General features: G+C 57.9%; 16 protein-coding genes. 2 read left to right on the forward strand and 14 right to left on the reverse strand.

Going from position 1 to position 14,606, the window contains the following annotated elements; genetic code table 11:
• Positions 1–11 precede the first annotated feature (11 nt).
• From rpsA to CBW65_RS20185, 5 genes are all read right to left on the reverse strand, one after another.
• Positions 12–1,166 carry a 30S ribosomal protein S1 gene (rpsA, locus tag CBW65_RS20165; RefSeq protein ID WP_087458372.1) on the reverse strand — a complete coding sequence of 385 codons (1,155 nt, stop codon included), beginning with the start codon at positions 1,164–1,166 and terminating at the stop codon, positions 12–14.
• 202 nt (positions 1,167–1,368) lie between these two features.
• The gene (locus CBW65_RS20170; RefSeq protein ID WP_087458373.1) at positions 1,369–1,959 is read right to left on the reverse strand and encodes a lysophospholipid acyltransferase family protein; all 591 of its coding nucleotides are present in this window, start codon (positions 1,957–1,959) and stop codon (positions 1,369–1,371) included.
• A 12-nt stretch (positions 1,960–1,971) separates the two neighbouring features.
• On the reverse strand, positions 1,972–2,652 hold the full coding sequence (gene cmk, locus CBW65_RS20175; RefSeq protein WP_087458374.1) for a (d)CMP kinase: 681 nt from the start codon (positions 2,650–2,652) through the stop codon (positions 1,972–1,974).
• 142 nt (positions 2,653–2,794) lie between these two features.
• Positions 2,795–3,298, reverse strand: coding sequence for a hypothetical protein (locus tag CBW65_RS20180; RefSeq protein ID WP_087458375.1), 504 nt, complete (start codon positions 3,296–3,298; stop codon positions 2,795–2,797).
• Positions 3,299–3,351: 53 nt separating this feature from the next.
• Positions 3,352–4,029 carry a flagellar brake protein gene (locus CBW65_RS20185; protein WP_198299672.1) on the reverse strand — a complete coding sequence of 226 codons (678 nt, stop codon included), beginning with the start codon at positions 4,027–4,029 and terminating at the stop codon, positions 3,352–3,354.
• A 122-nt stretch (positions 4,030–4,151) separates the two neighbouring features.
• On the opposite strand from CBW65_RS20185, the gene CBW65_RS20190 reads away from it, so the two are divergent.
• Positions 4,152–4,838, forward strand: a complete 687-nt coding sequence (locus CBW65_RS20190; protein ID WP_087458377.1) for an N-acetylmuramoyl-L-alanine amidase family protein — start codon at positions 4,152–4,154, stop codon at positions 4,836–4,838.
• Between the two features lie 33 nt (positions 4,839–4,871).
• Here the strand turns inward: CBW65_RS20190 and ypeB are convergent, their stop codons facing one another.
• From ypeB to prsW, 4 genes are all read right to left on the reverse strand, one after another.
• Positions 4,872–6,194, reverse strand: coding sequence for a germination protein YpeB (gene ypeB, locus CBW65_RS20195; RefSeq protein WP_087458378.1), 1,323 nt, complete (start codon positions 6,192–6,194; stop codon positions 4,872–4,874).
• A gap of 18 nt (positions 6,195–6,212) precedes the next feature.
• Positions 6,213–7,007 carry a spore cortex-lytic enzyme gene (gene sleB / locus CBW65_RS20200; protein ID WP_087458379.1) on the reverse strand — a complete coding sequence of 265 codons (795 nt, stop codon included), beginning with the start codon at positions 7,005–7,007 and terminating at the stop codon, positions 6,213–6,215.
• A 118-nt stretch (positions 7,008–7,125) separates the two neighbouring features.
• Complete coding sequence (locus CBW65_RS24620) at positions 7,126–7,290, reverse strand: hypothetical protein (RefSeq protein ID WP_198299673.1); 165 nt, start codon at positions 7,288–7,290, stop codon at positions 7,126–7,128.
• 72 nt (positions 7,291–7,362) lie between these two features.
• Positions 7,363–8,049: a glutamic-type intramembrane protease PrsW gene (prsW, locus tag CBW65_RS20205; protein ID WP_087458380.1), complete on the reverse strand. Its 687-nt coding sequence runs from the start codon at positions 8,047–8,049 to the stop codon at positions 7,363–7,365.
• 123 nt (positions 8,050–8,172) lie between these two features.
• Here prsW and CBW65_RS20210 point away from each other — a divergent pair, with 123 nt between their 5' ends.
• Positions 8,173–9,150 (forward strand): asparaginase, encoded by a 978-nt coding sequence (locus tag CBW65_RS20210; protein WP_087458381.1) that lies wholly within the window; start codon positions 8,173–8,175, stop codon positions 9,148–9,150.
• Positions 9,151–9,205: 55 nt separating this feature from the next.
• On the opposite strand, the gene CBW65_RS20215 is transcribed toward CBW65_RS20210, so the two are convergent.
• From CBW65_RS20215 to CBW65_RS20230, 5 genes are all read right to left on the reverse strand, one after another.
• Positions 9,206–10,480 (reverse strand): Glu/Leu/Phe/Val family dehydrogenase, encoded by a 1,275-nt coding sequence (locus tag CBW65_RS20215; RefSeq protein WP_087459312.1) that lies wholly within the window; start codon positions 10,478–10,480, stop codon positions 9,206–9,208.
• A gap of 196 nt (positions 10,481–10,676) precedes the next feature.
• Positions 10,677–10,850, reverse strand: coding sequence for a hypothetical protein (locus CBW65_RS24390; RefSeq protein WP_157722085.1), 174 nt, complete (start codon positions 10,848–10,850; stop codon positions 10,677–10,679).
• Positions 10,847–12,103 (reverse strand): cation:proton antiporter, encoded by a 1,257-nt coding sequence (locus CBW65_RS20220; protein WP_087458382.1) that lies wholly within the window; start codon positions 12,101–12,103, stop codon positions 10,847–10,849. The genes CBW65_RS24390 and CBW65_RS20220 overlap by 4 nt, the downstream gene beginning before the upstream one ends.
• Before the next feature lie 151 nt (positions 12,104–12,254).
• A complete protein-coding gene (locus CBW65_RS20225) occupies positions 12,255–13,415 on the reverse strand; it encodes a trans-sulfuration enzyme family protein (protein ID WP_198299674.1) in 1,161 nt (386 codons plus the stop codon).
• A 1-nt stretch (position 13,416) separates the two neighbouring features.
• Positions 13,417–14,592, reverse strand: coding sequence for a trans-sulfuration enzyme family protein (locus tag CBW65_RS20230; RefSeq protein ID WP_087458383.1), 1,176 nt, complete (start codon positions 14,590–14,592; stop codon positions 13,417–13,419).
• Positions 14,593–14,606 lie beyond the last annotated feature (14 nt).

Consider the following 14,606-nt stretch of genomic DNA (forward strand, 5'->3'; position numbering starts at 1 on the left):
CTTACAAAAAGTTATTTTTTGAACAGGTCGCCAAACACATCGCCCAGCGTGCCCAGGCCGCCCTGATCATTATTGTTCGTATTGTTCTGCTTCACATAGCTCTCCACTTCACGGCGGCTGCGGTCGCCTTCCACCTCACGGATGGACAGCGAGATGCGCTGATCCGCTTCGCTCACGTCGAGCACCTTCACTTTCACTTCCTGGCCCACTTCCAGCACTTCATCGGCCGTTGCCACATGGCGGTTGGCGACTTGCGAAATGTGCACCAGACCTTCCACGCCCGGCAGCAGTTCCACAAACGCGCCAAACGATACCAGACGCCTCACCGTGCCGGTGACGATATCGCCCGCCTGGAACTGATCTTCCACACCGCTCCACGGGCCAGGCGATGCTGCCCTGATCGACAGCGACACGCGCCCTGCAGCCGGATCAACCTTCAGCACTTTCACCTGCACCGTGTCGCCTTCCTTAACAACGTCAGCCGGAGTATCCACACGGTGATGCGCCATCTCCGAGATGTGCACCAGTCCATCCACGCCGCCGAGGTCGACAAACGCGCCAAAAGACGTGATGCGCTGCACCGTGCCGGTCAGCGTCTGGCCCGGCTGAATCTCATGCAGACGACCTTCCTTCTGCTGTTCCACTTCCTGATCCAGCACCGCTTTCTGCGACAGGATCACCTTGCCCTCTTCGCGGTCGAACTCCACGATCTTCACGCGCAGGGCGCGGCCCTTGTAGTCGGAGAAATCCTCCACAAAATGACGCTCGACCAAAGAAGCCGGGATAAAGCCGCGCACACCGACATTGACGACCAGACCGCCCTTGACCACATCAAGGACCTTCACTTCAAACACGTCGCCATTGTTGAACTTCTGCTCCAGCTCATCCCAAGCGTTAACCGCATCAGCCGCTTTTTTGGAAAGAATGATCTTGCCTTCCTCATCGTTGATGCGCAGGACTTTCACCTCAACTTCGTCGCCGACCTGCACAACGTCGCTGACATTTTCCACACGCACCGGCGCGAGTTCGCCAATCGGAATCACACCGTCGTATTTGAAACCCACATCTACAAGCGCCTGACCATCTTCGATCTTTGCGATCCGGCCCTTAACCACGTCACCTTTTTGAAATGTGACGAGATCCATCTCTTTCATGTCTTCTACCATGGAATTACCTCCTATTCGCCTAGCGCCTTGAACAAACAAACGCTTTGAATCGTTGATTTATAGGGACGGTATTTATGAGACTCGGACGACTCCCATGATTACCTATTCCTCTCCGGTAAGAAGGACAGCTCCAGATAAAATGAGTATGAGAACGTTTGGTAACATCAACTAGTATGATACGACAGCAGCCTTTCCATACGAACTAGCGGTGCTGCAAGACGAGCTGACGGATCGCTTCCATGATCTGCTCCGTCGCTTTGTCGATGAGCTCGCTGTTCGTCTTTTGCCCTCGAAACTCCGACAGATCGACCGGTTTGCCGTAGACGATCCTGAGCGGACGAAACAGGCGGTACGGCCCGATGATCGCAGCGGGAACGACCTGTGCGTTCGACCGCAGCGCCAGCATCGCAGCACCGCCCTGCCCTTTGCCGACCTCTCCCGAGTGGGAGCGGGTGCCTTCCGGGAACAAGCATAACGCTTTGCCTGCCGCCAGCAGCTCCAGCGACGCGCGAATCGCGCCGCGGTCGCCGGAGCCCCGTTTGACGGGAAACGCGCCGACGCCCCGGATGATCGAGCCGATCACCGGAATCTTGAACAGAGAGTCTTTCGCCATAAAGGCCATCGGACGCTCCATCCCGGAACCGACCACCGGCGGATCGAGGTTGGAAATATGATTGGCACAGACGATAATCCCGCCTTCAGCCGGAATGTTCTCCGTGCCGCTCACCTGCCATCTATAGAAGATGCGGAAAAATCCGCGAAATAGAGCCCGGAGTAAGCGATACAACACCATAGTATACGCCCCCTAGAGTTTCTGTGCGTCTGCGGAGCTGCAGATCTCTAAGATCTTTTCGATGACCTGTTGAATCGACAGACCGGTCGTATCCAAGACCACCGCATCCTCCGCCATCTTCATCGGGGAATGCTCACGGCCGCTGTCAAAACGGTCACGGCGCTCAATATCTGCTTTTAACTGTTCGAAATCGAGGGTCTGACCTTTGGCGACCAGCTCGTTGTAGCGGCGCTGTGCCCGCTCTTCGACCGATGCGGTCAGCCAAATCTTCACGTCTGCATCGGGCAGCACGACGGTGCCAATGTCCCGTCCGTCCATCAAAACGCCGGTCTGGGCCGCAATATCCTGCTGCAGCTTGACCATCGCCTCGCGGACGCCTGCCACGGCCGATACAGCCGATACGTTGCCGGTGACTTCCGGCGTGCGAATCGCTTCGGTGATATCCACTCCGTCCAGGAAGACATCTTGTCCTGCCGGGGTGAGCTTGAAGCTGATCTGCACACGATTTGAAAGCTCTGTCAAGGCTGCTTCGTCTGTGGGGTTGATCTTCTCTTGCAAGGCTTTCCACGTGATGGCGCGGTACATCGCACCGGTGTCCACATAGGTCAGGCCAAGCGCCTTCGCCGCCTGCTTCGCCACCGTGCTTTTCCCGGCGCCTGCCGGGCCGTCAAGAGCCACGCGTAATGGTTTCATTTCAGTAACTCTGCCTCCTGATTAACACAAAAAGCAGGCTTCGCCCGCTTCTCATGCGCGACTTTTCAATTGTCAATCTCTTCAATATTGATAGTAACATATCGGCCGCAGCAGGTGCAACAAAAGGAAAGTCTGTTCAAACTTACTTCATAAAGTGGATCGGACCCACTTCTGCCAGCTGGCCTTCCATCGCTTCGACGAGCATGCCGGGCACCGGATACGAGATCTCCGGATTGTCATGATCGACCTCAAAGCGGTACACGCCCGGCAGTTCGGACGTATCTACGGTCACTACGTCCCCCTGCTTGACGGAGACGGTCGCTTCTTGGTTTTGGAAAGTTCCGGCCGGAACGCCGTTGACCTCGACCCAGACTTTGGACAAGGACCCTTCCGGCTCGACGGCGCGGATCGTCAGCGCGGCCTTGGACTTTTCGGTCGCCGCCGCCGGCATTACGCCGGCCGATCGCTGCCCTTCCATCCGGTCGGTGGCGGACAAAAACTGCCGCCCCTGCGGTGTGGAGAGAGCAAGCTGCCCGATCAGAATCAAAGCAAAGCCGAGCAGGATCAGTCGAAACAGCGGTTTTTCCAGTCGTTCGTAAGCGCGCAAAAAGCGCTCTTCATACGTTTGCTGGCGTCTTTGTTCCAACTTGTACCACCCCCAGATACGTTCCATCCTATGCAAGTCCGGGGGATTTCATACTATCTGCGAAACAAGCCTTTTTCGCGCAGCTCGATCTGCCGTTTAAACGAATACTGAATGATCCGCTGACGTTCGCTCTCCGGGATCTCAAAATACTTCAGCGACACCAGTTTCCAGCCGTGCTGATCGACAGGCGCCACCCGGATCACACGCGCCTTCCCCACGATCTCATGTGACCGGCCCTCAAGCGGCAGCAGGAAGCGAAAACCGATGATGTCGTCGCGGCGCACCGTCAGCTCCTGTTTGACCCGAAAGGACAAACCGCCGCCGGAAATATCATACCCGTTGGCGTCTGCCGTGATGATGTCTTTGCTTTCGCTGTCTACGAACACCAGATGAAACGTGGCCAGGATCGGCACCCGCAGAAATTCGCGGCGCTGATGGCGGTACACGTGCCCGTACTCCGGCTTTTGCAGCTGGAGCAGCGGGACCTGCCGCGTGTCCCGTCCCCGCACTTCCGACTGAAACGTGCATTGGGCGCCGTCCACCGCGCGGTACTGCACCAGCACAGGCTGTCCGGTCGGCAGGTTGGTCGGGTTTTTGTACCCGGGTTTGAGCGGGATATCAATGAAGATGCTGTCACCTTCCATGTCCTGCACCCGCGCCTGATACCGTCCGGCAAAATAGCCGTCCGCGATTTCCAAGGTGATCGTCTGGCCGATAACGGGGTATGCCAAAGCTCTCACTCTCCAAGGGATGTGTTCTCCCATTACTTCTTCCTCTAGTATAAGATACGAATGTTTGCCTGTAGTCATGAATAGACCTGTAAAGAAAGTTTTTGGGACAAGGAGGGATCAAATTGAAGCGTTTTTGGCCTTATGCTCTTCCGTTCTTCCTCATCTTCCTGTTTGCCTTCCTGGTCAGCCCTTTATCTCCCGTCAAAAAAACGCTCACCGTGCCAGCCAAATGGCCCGCATATGTGATGATCGACCCCGGACACGGCGGCTACGACCCCGGTGTGCTTGCCGATGATCTGCGAGAAGCGGACCTTGCGCTTTCGATCGGCAAAGAACTGCAAAAAGCGCTGACGAATCAAAAGATCGCCGCAGCGATGACCCGCACGACCGATACCGACTTCGCACAGCGCGGCATGAAAGGCACCACTGCCAAACGCGCCGACCTCGAACGGCGGATCAACATGGCGTTCGAACAAGGCGCGACGATGTACATCTCCCTGCACGCCAACGTCTCGGCGCTCGCTTCGCGGGGCGGCGCGGAAGTGTTTTACTCCGACGATCTGCCAGAAGCGAAAAAGCTGGCCGAGATCATCCAGAAAAAGCTCCACACGCTGCCCGGCATGACGAAGCGCGAAGCCAAGCCAGCCAAGTACTACCTGCTGCGCAATCAGAACATCCCGACGCTGATCATCGAATGCGGCTATCTGAACATCCCAAGCGACCGGAGCAAGCTCACCTCGCCGCCCTACCAGCGCCAGTTGGCCCAGGTGATCGCCGAAGGGGTTCAAGAGTATCTGAACAGCAAATAAAGGAGAGGCGGCTGCCTCTCCTTTATTGCGCGTTTAGTTCAGCTTTTCAACGCCGACCTCATCGCCGTTCAGTGCGGAGATGTAGACTTTGTACGTGTCGCGGTCCATCGTCCCGACAAACTCGTACGTGATCACCTCTTCGTTTTGCACGTTGTGCGCCACGGCGAGGTGAGTTTCCTGCAGTTTGAGGCGCGGCGAGACGTACGTGCGAGCCTGCGCTTCGGTCAGTTTCGGCTTGGCCATGGTGCGCGGACGGTGGTTAAACACGTATTCGCGCGAGTTGACGCCGAGGATCTCCCCGTTGTCGAGCGCCACCTGCACCGTGATTTTGTCCGGGTAGAGGCGAATGCCGTTTTGGCGCGGCACGATGTCATAGACGCCGATGCTGTTGTGCGTCTCGATGTTCACGACTTCCAAGTCATCGCCCATGCCGAATTTTTTCAGATAGGTCAGCGCTTTTTGCGACGCTTGTGCCAGATCGAGCTTCTCCTCGGTCACCGTGCGGTCGTTCAGCATGTTGGTGACTTTCCCGCCCTGCACGGAGATCGTGAAGATCGCTTCCCGGCGGCCCTGCTGCTGAGCCGTGACGGTGTAGGACGGGAACGGAGCCCCTTTGCCGTTGCGCTGTGCGACGATGCCTTCGGTCGAGCTTCGTCCCAGCCATTGCGCCGCGGTTTGGGCCGCCTGCGCTTCGGTCACATTTTGTCCGGTCAGGTTCTTTACGTCAAACTTGTTGCGGCTCTTCATGCCCATCAGGGTTGGGCCAAAGTTGAGCGGCGTATTGTTCTTGACCGTCTTCTCCATCGCCCGGAAGCCGTCGACGATCTGGTTGTCCGTCTTTTTCTCCGTCTGGGTCAGGGCCAGTTCGGCGTCCATCCAGCGCAGGTTGTTGCGCAGAACGTTTGACTGCACTTCGGCCAGCTGATTCTCCAGCTTTTTCGAGCGTTTGTACAGTTCATTCAGCGTTTTGAACTCCTGGTCGGTCAGTCCTTCCTTGCCATCGCGGTCGACCGCCGTGCGATAGGAGAAGTTCCCTACGTCGTTGATGAACTCCATCGTGTTGTTAAACGGCATCAGCGACAGGGGCAGCTGCCCGACATCGCTGCGCGCTTCGGCCGCCAGCCGCCACGCTTCGGTCAGCGACGGAGAGAGCTGCTTTTTCGTGTTGATCGCCAGCGACTTGCCCAGTTGGTCCTGCAGCAGGTTCATGCGGTCGCTGAGGTCATGAAAGGCGCGCTGATATTGGTTCTCCGCTTTGATCAGCATCGCCTGTTTCTCTTTGTGCTCGCGGTAGCCCCAGAAGCCTGCCACCACCAGGGCCACGACGAGCACGAGGGATGTGAGTCGGCTAAACATACGGTCGGTCCCTCCTTTCTATCGGCAGAAAATATGCCGGCCGATCCGCTTGATCTGCGGACGCGACCAGATCCATTTCGATGTCGCAGTCGCCGGGTTGAAATAATAGATCGCCGTCGAGGACGGGTCCCAGCCTTTGATCGCATCCTGCACCGCTTTGGTAGCCTGTGCGTTCGGGGTCAGCCAGATCTGTCCGTCTGCCACCGCCGTGAATGCGCCCGGCTGGAAGATCACACCCGGCACGGTATTCGGGAAGTTCGGGTTGTCGATGCGGTTCAAGATGACCGCCGCGATCGCCACCTGCCCGATGTACGGCTCGCCGCGCGCTTCACCGTACACGGCGTTGGCGAGCAGTTTCAAGTCGTTGGCCGAGATGTTTTTGCCGCCGTAATTGGCGCTTTTGGTCGCCGGAGCGCTCGCTTTGGGTGCAGAACCTCCGCCTCCGCCACTGGAACCGCCTCCGCCGCCTGCTGCCCACGGGTTGTAGCCGCGAGTGGCGCGGACGAGACGGGTGCGCGTATTGTCGCCGACGACGCCGTCCACTTTCATGCCGAACTTGTACTGGAAGTTGCGTACCGCCCAGTATGTACCCCAGCCAAAATCGCCGTCGATCTTGCCTTTGTAATACCCCAGGTGCTTCAAGCGCCCTTGCAGTTCCCGCACGTCGTTGCCTTGACTGCCGCGCACGAGGTTGCGCGTGGTGAAGACCGACTCATCCCCTTTCGAGATGTACTGCATCGGTTCTGCAGCGACGAAGAGAAACGCAAAGGCCAGGGCAAAGGCTGCCACAAGCCATCTCCACTTCCTACTCATGGTACCCCCTCCATTTTAAGATGATCGTTACTGTGCTTAGTGTGGGGAGGGAAGCATTTTGATATGACAACCAAAAAAAGGAAGTGCCTCCAGCGAGGCACTCCCTTTCTTCACCTATTTACATCAGCGTTTCGATATCAAACGCTTCTTCGTTGTCACACAGGCATCTCTTGAATCCGGTGTCGACCTGCCCGCGGTAATCGCGCGAACCGCGCAGAATAAATGTTTCACCGCACAGGCGGCAGCGAATGTGAACTTTGACCCGTTCATCTCTCACTGACATGCTGTCCCCTCCTCCAATGAGTCTATGAGTTCGAACCCCATAGAGGACAGTCTTGACCGCCGCACGGTGCCTTTATACGTCCTGCGCCCGCTCTTCCAGCGGTTTGTACGGCGACCGCGCTTGAGCATGGCGCACTTTCCACAAGCCTAAGCCCCACAAGAAGGCCATAAACGGCAGAATCGTCAAAATGATCTTTTGCTGCCCGGAGACCAGCAGCGCATCATAAATGCCGTGGAACGCCCACGGGAACAGAAACGCGCAGCCAAAGAGCAGCCAGCGCTTTTTCTTGGAAGCGGTAAATTTCGCCTTGCCCAGATAAAAGCCCATCGCCACGCCAAACAGCGCATGCCCCGGCACGGTGAAAAACGCCCGCAGCGCCACCGTCTCCCAGCCGAACACCAGCGCCTTGATGATATTTTCCAAAGTGGCAAACCCAAGCGAAGCGGCGACGGCGTAGACGATGCCGTCGATCTCTTCATCAAATTCGCGGTGCCGCATGGCGATCGCGATCGTCATGATGTATTTGGCGAGCTCTTCGACCAGCGCCACGGCCAAAAAGGTGCGGCTGTACGGCGAGCTCATACCTTGCTGCAGCCAGTCGCTGAGATACATCACCGGTATTGTGGACAACATCCCCAAAAAGAACAACAGACCCACCAAACTCAAGGGTTCGGAATCGTAGCGGTCACGAAGATAGAAAAACGACATCAGTGCAATTCCAGGCGCCACTGCACACCCGACCAACAGCAGAAACTCCACTGCGATACCCCCTCCCCCTTTGTAATTTCTTGACTGTGTATGAAAATCCTGCTTTGACAGAGTCTGCCGCAAAGGAGCATAATATCTTTGAACAAATTGATTCGGACAAGGTGTGATAAACGTATGAAAACGATCCTGATCCTGACGACGGGCGGCACGATTGCGATGATCGAAGACGCCGCCTCCCAGTCGGTGCGGCCGGTCGAAAATGCCGCCGATCTGACCAAGGCCATCCCCAATCTCAACCAATATGCCAACGTGCAGGTCGAAGCGTTCTCCAATCTGCCGAGCCCGCATCTCACCCTCGATCATCTCGCCGATCTCGGCCGCGTGATCAAGGAAAAATTGCGCCGGGAAGACATCGACGGCATCGTCCTCACGCACGGCACCGATACGCTGGAAGAGACCGCGTATTACCTCGACCTGATCCTGCCGCCCGGCAAGCCGGTGATCGTGACCGGCGCGATGCGCTCTTCCAATGAACTGGGCGCAGACGGCCCGCTCAACCTGCTGAACGCGGTGCGCACCGCCGCGAGCTGCGACGCGATCGGCCAAGGGGTGCTCGTCGTCTTCAACGACGACATTCACGCCGCGCGCTTTGTCACCAAAACGCACACTTCCAACGTCGCCACCTTCCAGTCGCCTTCGGTGGGACCGGTCGGCTTTTTGGACAAGCGCTCCGTGCAGATCCGCCACGTTCCCAAGCCGCACGCGCACATCCCGGTCGACGGGCTGGTTTCTCAGGTCGGCCTGTTGAAAATGGCGTATGGCATGGATGACGCGCTCCTGCAATTCCTGATCGACTCGGGTAGCAAAGGCGTCGTCATCGAAGCGCTGGGCCTCGGCAACGTTCCGCCAGCCGTCGTGCCAGGCATCAAGAGAGCGATTGCCAGCGGCGTGGTGATCGTGCTCGTCTCGCGCTGCTTCAACGGCGTCGTGCAGGACGTTTACGGCTATGAAGGCGGCGGCAAACAGCTCCGCGATCTCGGCGCGCTGTTCTCCAACGGCCTGAACGGACAGAAAGCGCGGATCAAGCTGATGACCGCTCTGCAGGAGACTGCGGATGTCGGGCATTTGATCCAATACTTCGATCAAGAATGATACCACAAAAAAGAGCCGTCTGCCACTTGGGCAGACGGCTTCTTTCTTGTTGTGCTTACACCCAGCCGCGCAATTGGCTTGCTTCCGCCATGCGGCGGACGCCGACCATGTACGCTGCAAGGCGCATGTCGATCTTGCGGAGCTTCGACGTTTCGTACACGGAGTGGAACGAACGGGACATGATCGTCTTGAGGCGGGTATCGACCTCTTCGCCCGACCAGTAGTAGCCCTGGTTGTTCTGCACCCACTCGAAGTAGGAAACGATAACGCCGCCTGCGTTCGCCACAACGTCCGGCACGAGCAGGATGCCGCGCTCAGACAGGATCTTGGTCGCTTCGATCGTGGTCGGGCCGTTCGCCGCTTCCACCACGATGCTCGCCTTGATGCTGTGCGCGTTGCGCGCTGTGATCTGGTTCTCAATCGCAGCCGGAACGAGGATATCGCAATCGAGCTCGAGCAGCTCTTGGTTGGTGATGACGTTTTTGTACAGCTTGGTCACCGTGCCAAACGAGTCGCGGCGATCCAGCAAGTATTCGATATCGAGGCCTTTTTCATCGTGCAGACCGCCGTATGCGTCGGAGATCCCGACGACTTTGGCGCCTGCGTCATGCATGAATTTCGCCAGGTAGCCGCCCGCGTTGCCAAAACCTTGGACAACGACGCGCGCGTCTTTCAGTTCGATGCCTTTTACTTGGGCAGCTTCTTCGATCGCGATTGCCACACCGCGTGCGGTAGCCGAATCGCGGCCGTAGGAGCCGCCGAGCACCAGCGGTTTGCCGGTGATGAAGCCCGGCGCGTCAAATTCACGGATGCGGGAATACTCGTCCATCATCCATGCCATCGACTGCGCGTTGGTGAACACGTCCGGTGCCGGAATATCTTTAGTCGGGCCGACGATCTGCGAGATCGCGCGCACATAGCCGCGGCAGAGGCGTTCCAGTTCGCGGAACGACATCTCGCGCGGGTCACAGATGATGCCGCCTTTCCCGCCGCCGTACGGCAGGTTGGCGATCCCGCACTTCAAACTCATCCAAATTGCAAGTGCCTTCACTTCGTCCTCGGTTACTTCGGGGTGGAAACGAATGCCCCCCTTGGTCGGACCGACCGCGTCGTTATGCTGCGCGCGGTAACCGGTGAACACTTTGACACTGCCGTCGTCCATGCGGACGGGGATGCGCACCGTCAGCACACGGAGCGGTTCCTTGAGCAATTCAAACATGTCCTGACCATAGCCCAATTTATTCAATGCGTCTTGAATCACAAGTTGAGTGCTGGTCAGCACGTTCAAATTCTCAGCAGGTTCATTTGCAGTTGCATTATTAGAAGGCAAATTCTGGGTATTCAAATCGACTCGACCACCTTTGAACTGATACAGGTATTCGTGAACCTTCACCCAATATACACCTTACTTTTGAACATGGAAAGGTTATCTAACCCCTTTATGAATCGAAACTGCCTGATTCATGGTCAAAAACAGGGTTGGGGGAAGTATTTTGCCTGAATTGGATTCATTTTCGCACGAAAGCTTAGACTTCTTCACCTTCATCTTCGAAATCGTCCGGATTATCGACGATGACCATCGTTTCTTCATAACCTTTTGCCTGTTCCGGGATGTTTTCCAGCTCATCATCCGGATTGTCAAATGCGATCATATCGGTTTTGCCGCCATCTTTATGCGTCAGTGCGTTAAAGGGCTTCACGGAAATTCCTCCTTGCCTGGATTTTCTCCGCTTAGGATGCCCAGTTTCTTGGCCACAATCCCCGTCGTGCCTGCCTGCAGGACGATGGTCACGATGATCGCAAGGAACGTCACAGCATGGATCTCCCGGTAATGCGGCAGATGGAGCCCGGCGATCAGCGCCACCAGCGCCGCCGGAATGACGCCCGTCTCGCGCACCCAGCACATGAACAGCAGCTCGTTCCAGCTCCACAAGGCCCGCCTGTCGACCCCGGCGCAGAGCAAGACGGTCAGCGGCCGGGCAACAAACATGAAGACCGCCACCACGAGCAGCCCTTCCAGCCAATAGTCGGCCAAGGCGGAAAAGTCGACTTGCGAACCAAGCAAGATGAAGATCATCATCCGCAAGATCAGCGTGATGCCGTCAAAGAAATGCGACACCTCGGTCAGCTTGGCTTCCGGCACCGGCAGGCGGAACGCCTGGTGGTTGCCCAAGACGATACCGGCCGTAAACGTCGCCATGAAGCCGGAGACGCCCAGCAGATCCCCGAGCAGATACGCTCCGACCGCAACGGTGACGACCACAATCGACGCGTATTCGCGAAACAAACCGCCGCGCCGTTCGGAGATCAGCACCGCAGCCAGCAGACCGGCCGCCAGCCCGACCAGCAGGCCGCCCCCGGCCATTTTGAAAAAGCTGACCAGACTGCCGCCCAGCGAAAACGCCTGCTCCCCCGTCGCCACGCCAAGCACAGCAAAAGTGACGATTGAGCCGGTGGCGTCGTTAAACGCCGACTCGCTTTCCACCGTCTGCTTCAGGCGCTCTTCGATCGGCACCTGTTTGAACACGGGGATCAGCGTCGCCGGGTCGGTCGAAGCGATGATCGCCGCCAGCAGAAAGGCCAGCACAAACGGCATCTGCAACAGCCACGCCGCCGCTCCTGCCGTGACGGCCGCCGTGATCAGCACGCCCGGCACCGCGAGCAATAACAGCGTCAGCCAGACGTTCTTCAGCACGCCAAGCCCAATCGCCCGCCCTCCGTCAAAAAGGATCAAAGCCGCGCCGACCACGATCAGCAGCTGGTCGGCCACCGACTCCGGCGACAAGGCGACCACATGCAAAATCGGCCCGATCAGCACGCCGATCAGCAAAAACACGGCCACGTCGGGCACCCGCATCAAGCGCGCAATGCGTCCGCCAAACATGCCGGCGAGCAAAACGATCACGACCAGGCTGAGCAGTTCGCGCACCGTTTCCATCGTTGGTGAATCCATGACAAACCCTTCTTCCAGCACAGTAGCTCAGTAGTTACTCTCCAATGTGCCAAAAAAGGCACCCTGACAAACGTTTGCGCGCAAGTTAGGGTGCCTTATGTCTATTCTACTTAAATTGTATAAAAGAATCTACCAATTTATGAATCATTTGCTACTTCAAGCGATCAAGCGCCTGCTCCAAGTCGGCGATCAGGTCTTCCGCATCTTCCAACCCGACCGACAATCGCAGAAGGCCGTCGGTGATGCCGCGCTTGTGGCGCTCCGCTTGCGGCATGCCGGAGTGCGACATCGTCGCCGGATAGGACAGGATGCTCTCCACCCCGCCCAGCGACACCGCCACCAAAGGCAGTTCCACCCGCTTCATCAGCTCTTTCGCCCGTTCCGCGCTGCCCGCATCGAACGACAGCACTGCGCCAAAGCGGCTGGATTGGCTTTTGTGCACCTCATGTCCTTTGTGCGTGGACAGCCCTGGGTAGTAGACCTTGGCGATATCGTCGCGTTCCGACAGCCAACGTGCCACGCGTTCCGCTCCGTCGCAAGAAGCGTCCATCCGGACTTTCAGCGTTTTGATGCCGCGCTGGAGCAGGAAGCAGTCCTGCGGACCAAGCACCGCGCCAAACGAGTTTTGCAGCTGCGCGAGACGGTGGCCGAGCACCGTGTCCTTGGTCACCGCAAGTCCGGCGACCAGATCGGAGTGTCCGCCGAGGAACTTCGTGGCGCTGTGCACCACAACGTCGATGCCCACGTCGAGCGGACGCTGCAAGTATGGCGTTTGGAAGGTGTTGTCGACGATGGTCAGCAGTCCGTGCTCCTTGGCGAGGGCAGCCGCACCGGCGAGATCGGTGATCTGCAAGAGCGGATTGGACGGCGTCTCCAGCACGATCCCTTTGGTGTTCGGACGAATCGCCGCGCGAATGTTGTCCAGCTCGGTCACGTCGACAAACGTCGTCTCGATGCCCAAGCGGTTCAAGACGGTGGTCAGCATGCGGAACGTCCCGCCGTAGATGTCATCGGTGGCGATCAGATGGTCGCCCGCCGAGAACAGCAGGAGCGCCGTGGAGATCGCCGCCATCCCCGATGCAAAAGCAAACCCGCGCGTGCCGCCTTCCAGCGCCGCGATCGTCTTCTCCAGCGCATCGCGCGTCGGGTTGCCCGAGCGCGCATATTCGTACTGCGGCGGATGGTCGGCATCTTCTTGATGGAAGGTCGAGGCTTGATAGATCGGCACAGCCGATGCCCCGGTCGTCTTGTCGATCTCATTTCCTGTATGCAGCAACTGTGTGGCAAACGTCAGCTCTTTGTTTCCGCTCATCTTACACCAATCTCCCTTTCTGCTCGGCCAGTTCCCGCTCGCACGCCGCAAACGCCTGCGCCAGATCTGCAATCAAATCTTCATAATGTTCGATGCCAACCGACAGGCGCAGCAGCGAAGGGGTCACACCCAGCTCGTTGCGAACTGCTTCCGGAACATCGAAATGCGTCTGCCGCGCCGGGTAGGTGATCAACGACTCGACCCCGCCAAGCGATTCGGCAAAAGCGATCAGGTTCAAATGGCGCAAGAGCGGTTCGACCAGCTCTTCACTGGCCACTTCAAAGGACAGCATCCCGCCATATCCGTCCGCCTGCCCGATATGCACTTCGCGCCCGGCGTGGCTTTCCAGCCCTGGGAAGTACACCGTCTTGACCAGCGGATGCCCGGCCAGCCATTTGGCGAGCACCATCGCATTTTCCTGATGGCGGTCCATCCGCAAGGCCAGCGTTTTCATGCCCCGCATCAGGAGCCAGGCATCCTGCGGCCCTAACGTCGCCCCGATTGAGTTTTGCAAAAAGTAGATCCGTTCAGCCAGCTCTTCCTCGCGTGCCACGGCGAGGCCGGACAGCACGTCGTTATGCCCGCCGAGGTACTTGGTCGCGCTATGCACAACAACATCTGCGCCGAGCAGCAGCGGGCGCTGCAGGTACGGCGTCATAAACGTGTTGTCGACGATGGTCAGCAGCCTTTTTTCCTTCGCGAGCCCGATGATCGCTTTTAGATCGGTGATCCGCATCGTCGGGTTGGTCGGCGTTTCAATAAAAATCGCCTTGGTGTTCGCCTGCACCCCAGCCGCCACCGCATCAAGGTCGCCCGTATCGACAAACGTCGTCGTGATGCCTTGGCGCGGCAGGATCTGTTCCAGCAGTCGATAGGTGCCGCCGTACAGATCATGCGAGACCAGCAGGTGGTCGCCTTGCCCACACAGCCCAAGCACCCCGGCGATCGCCGCCATGCCAGATCCGTACGCAAATCCACGCACGCCGCCTTCCAGCTTGGCAATCGCGTCTTCCAGCGTCTGGCGCGTCGGATTTTTCGTGCGGGTGTAATCAAAACCGGTGCTTTCCCCGAGCCGCGGGTGGCGGTAGGTGGTCGATAGATAGATGGGCGTGGAGATCGCGCCCGTTTTTTCTTCTCTGAGGTTGCCAATCTGTGCCAAACAAGTATCTCGATGCACTTTGTAAATTCCTC

The sequence above is a fragment of the Tumebacillus avium genome, assembly GCF_002162355.1.
GTDB classification, from domain to species: domain Bacteria; phylum Bacillota; class Bacilli; order Tumebacillales; family Tumebacillaceae; genus Tumebacillus_A; species Tumebacillus_A avium.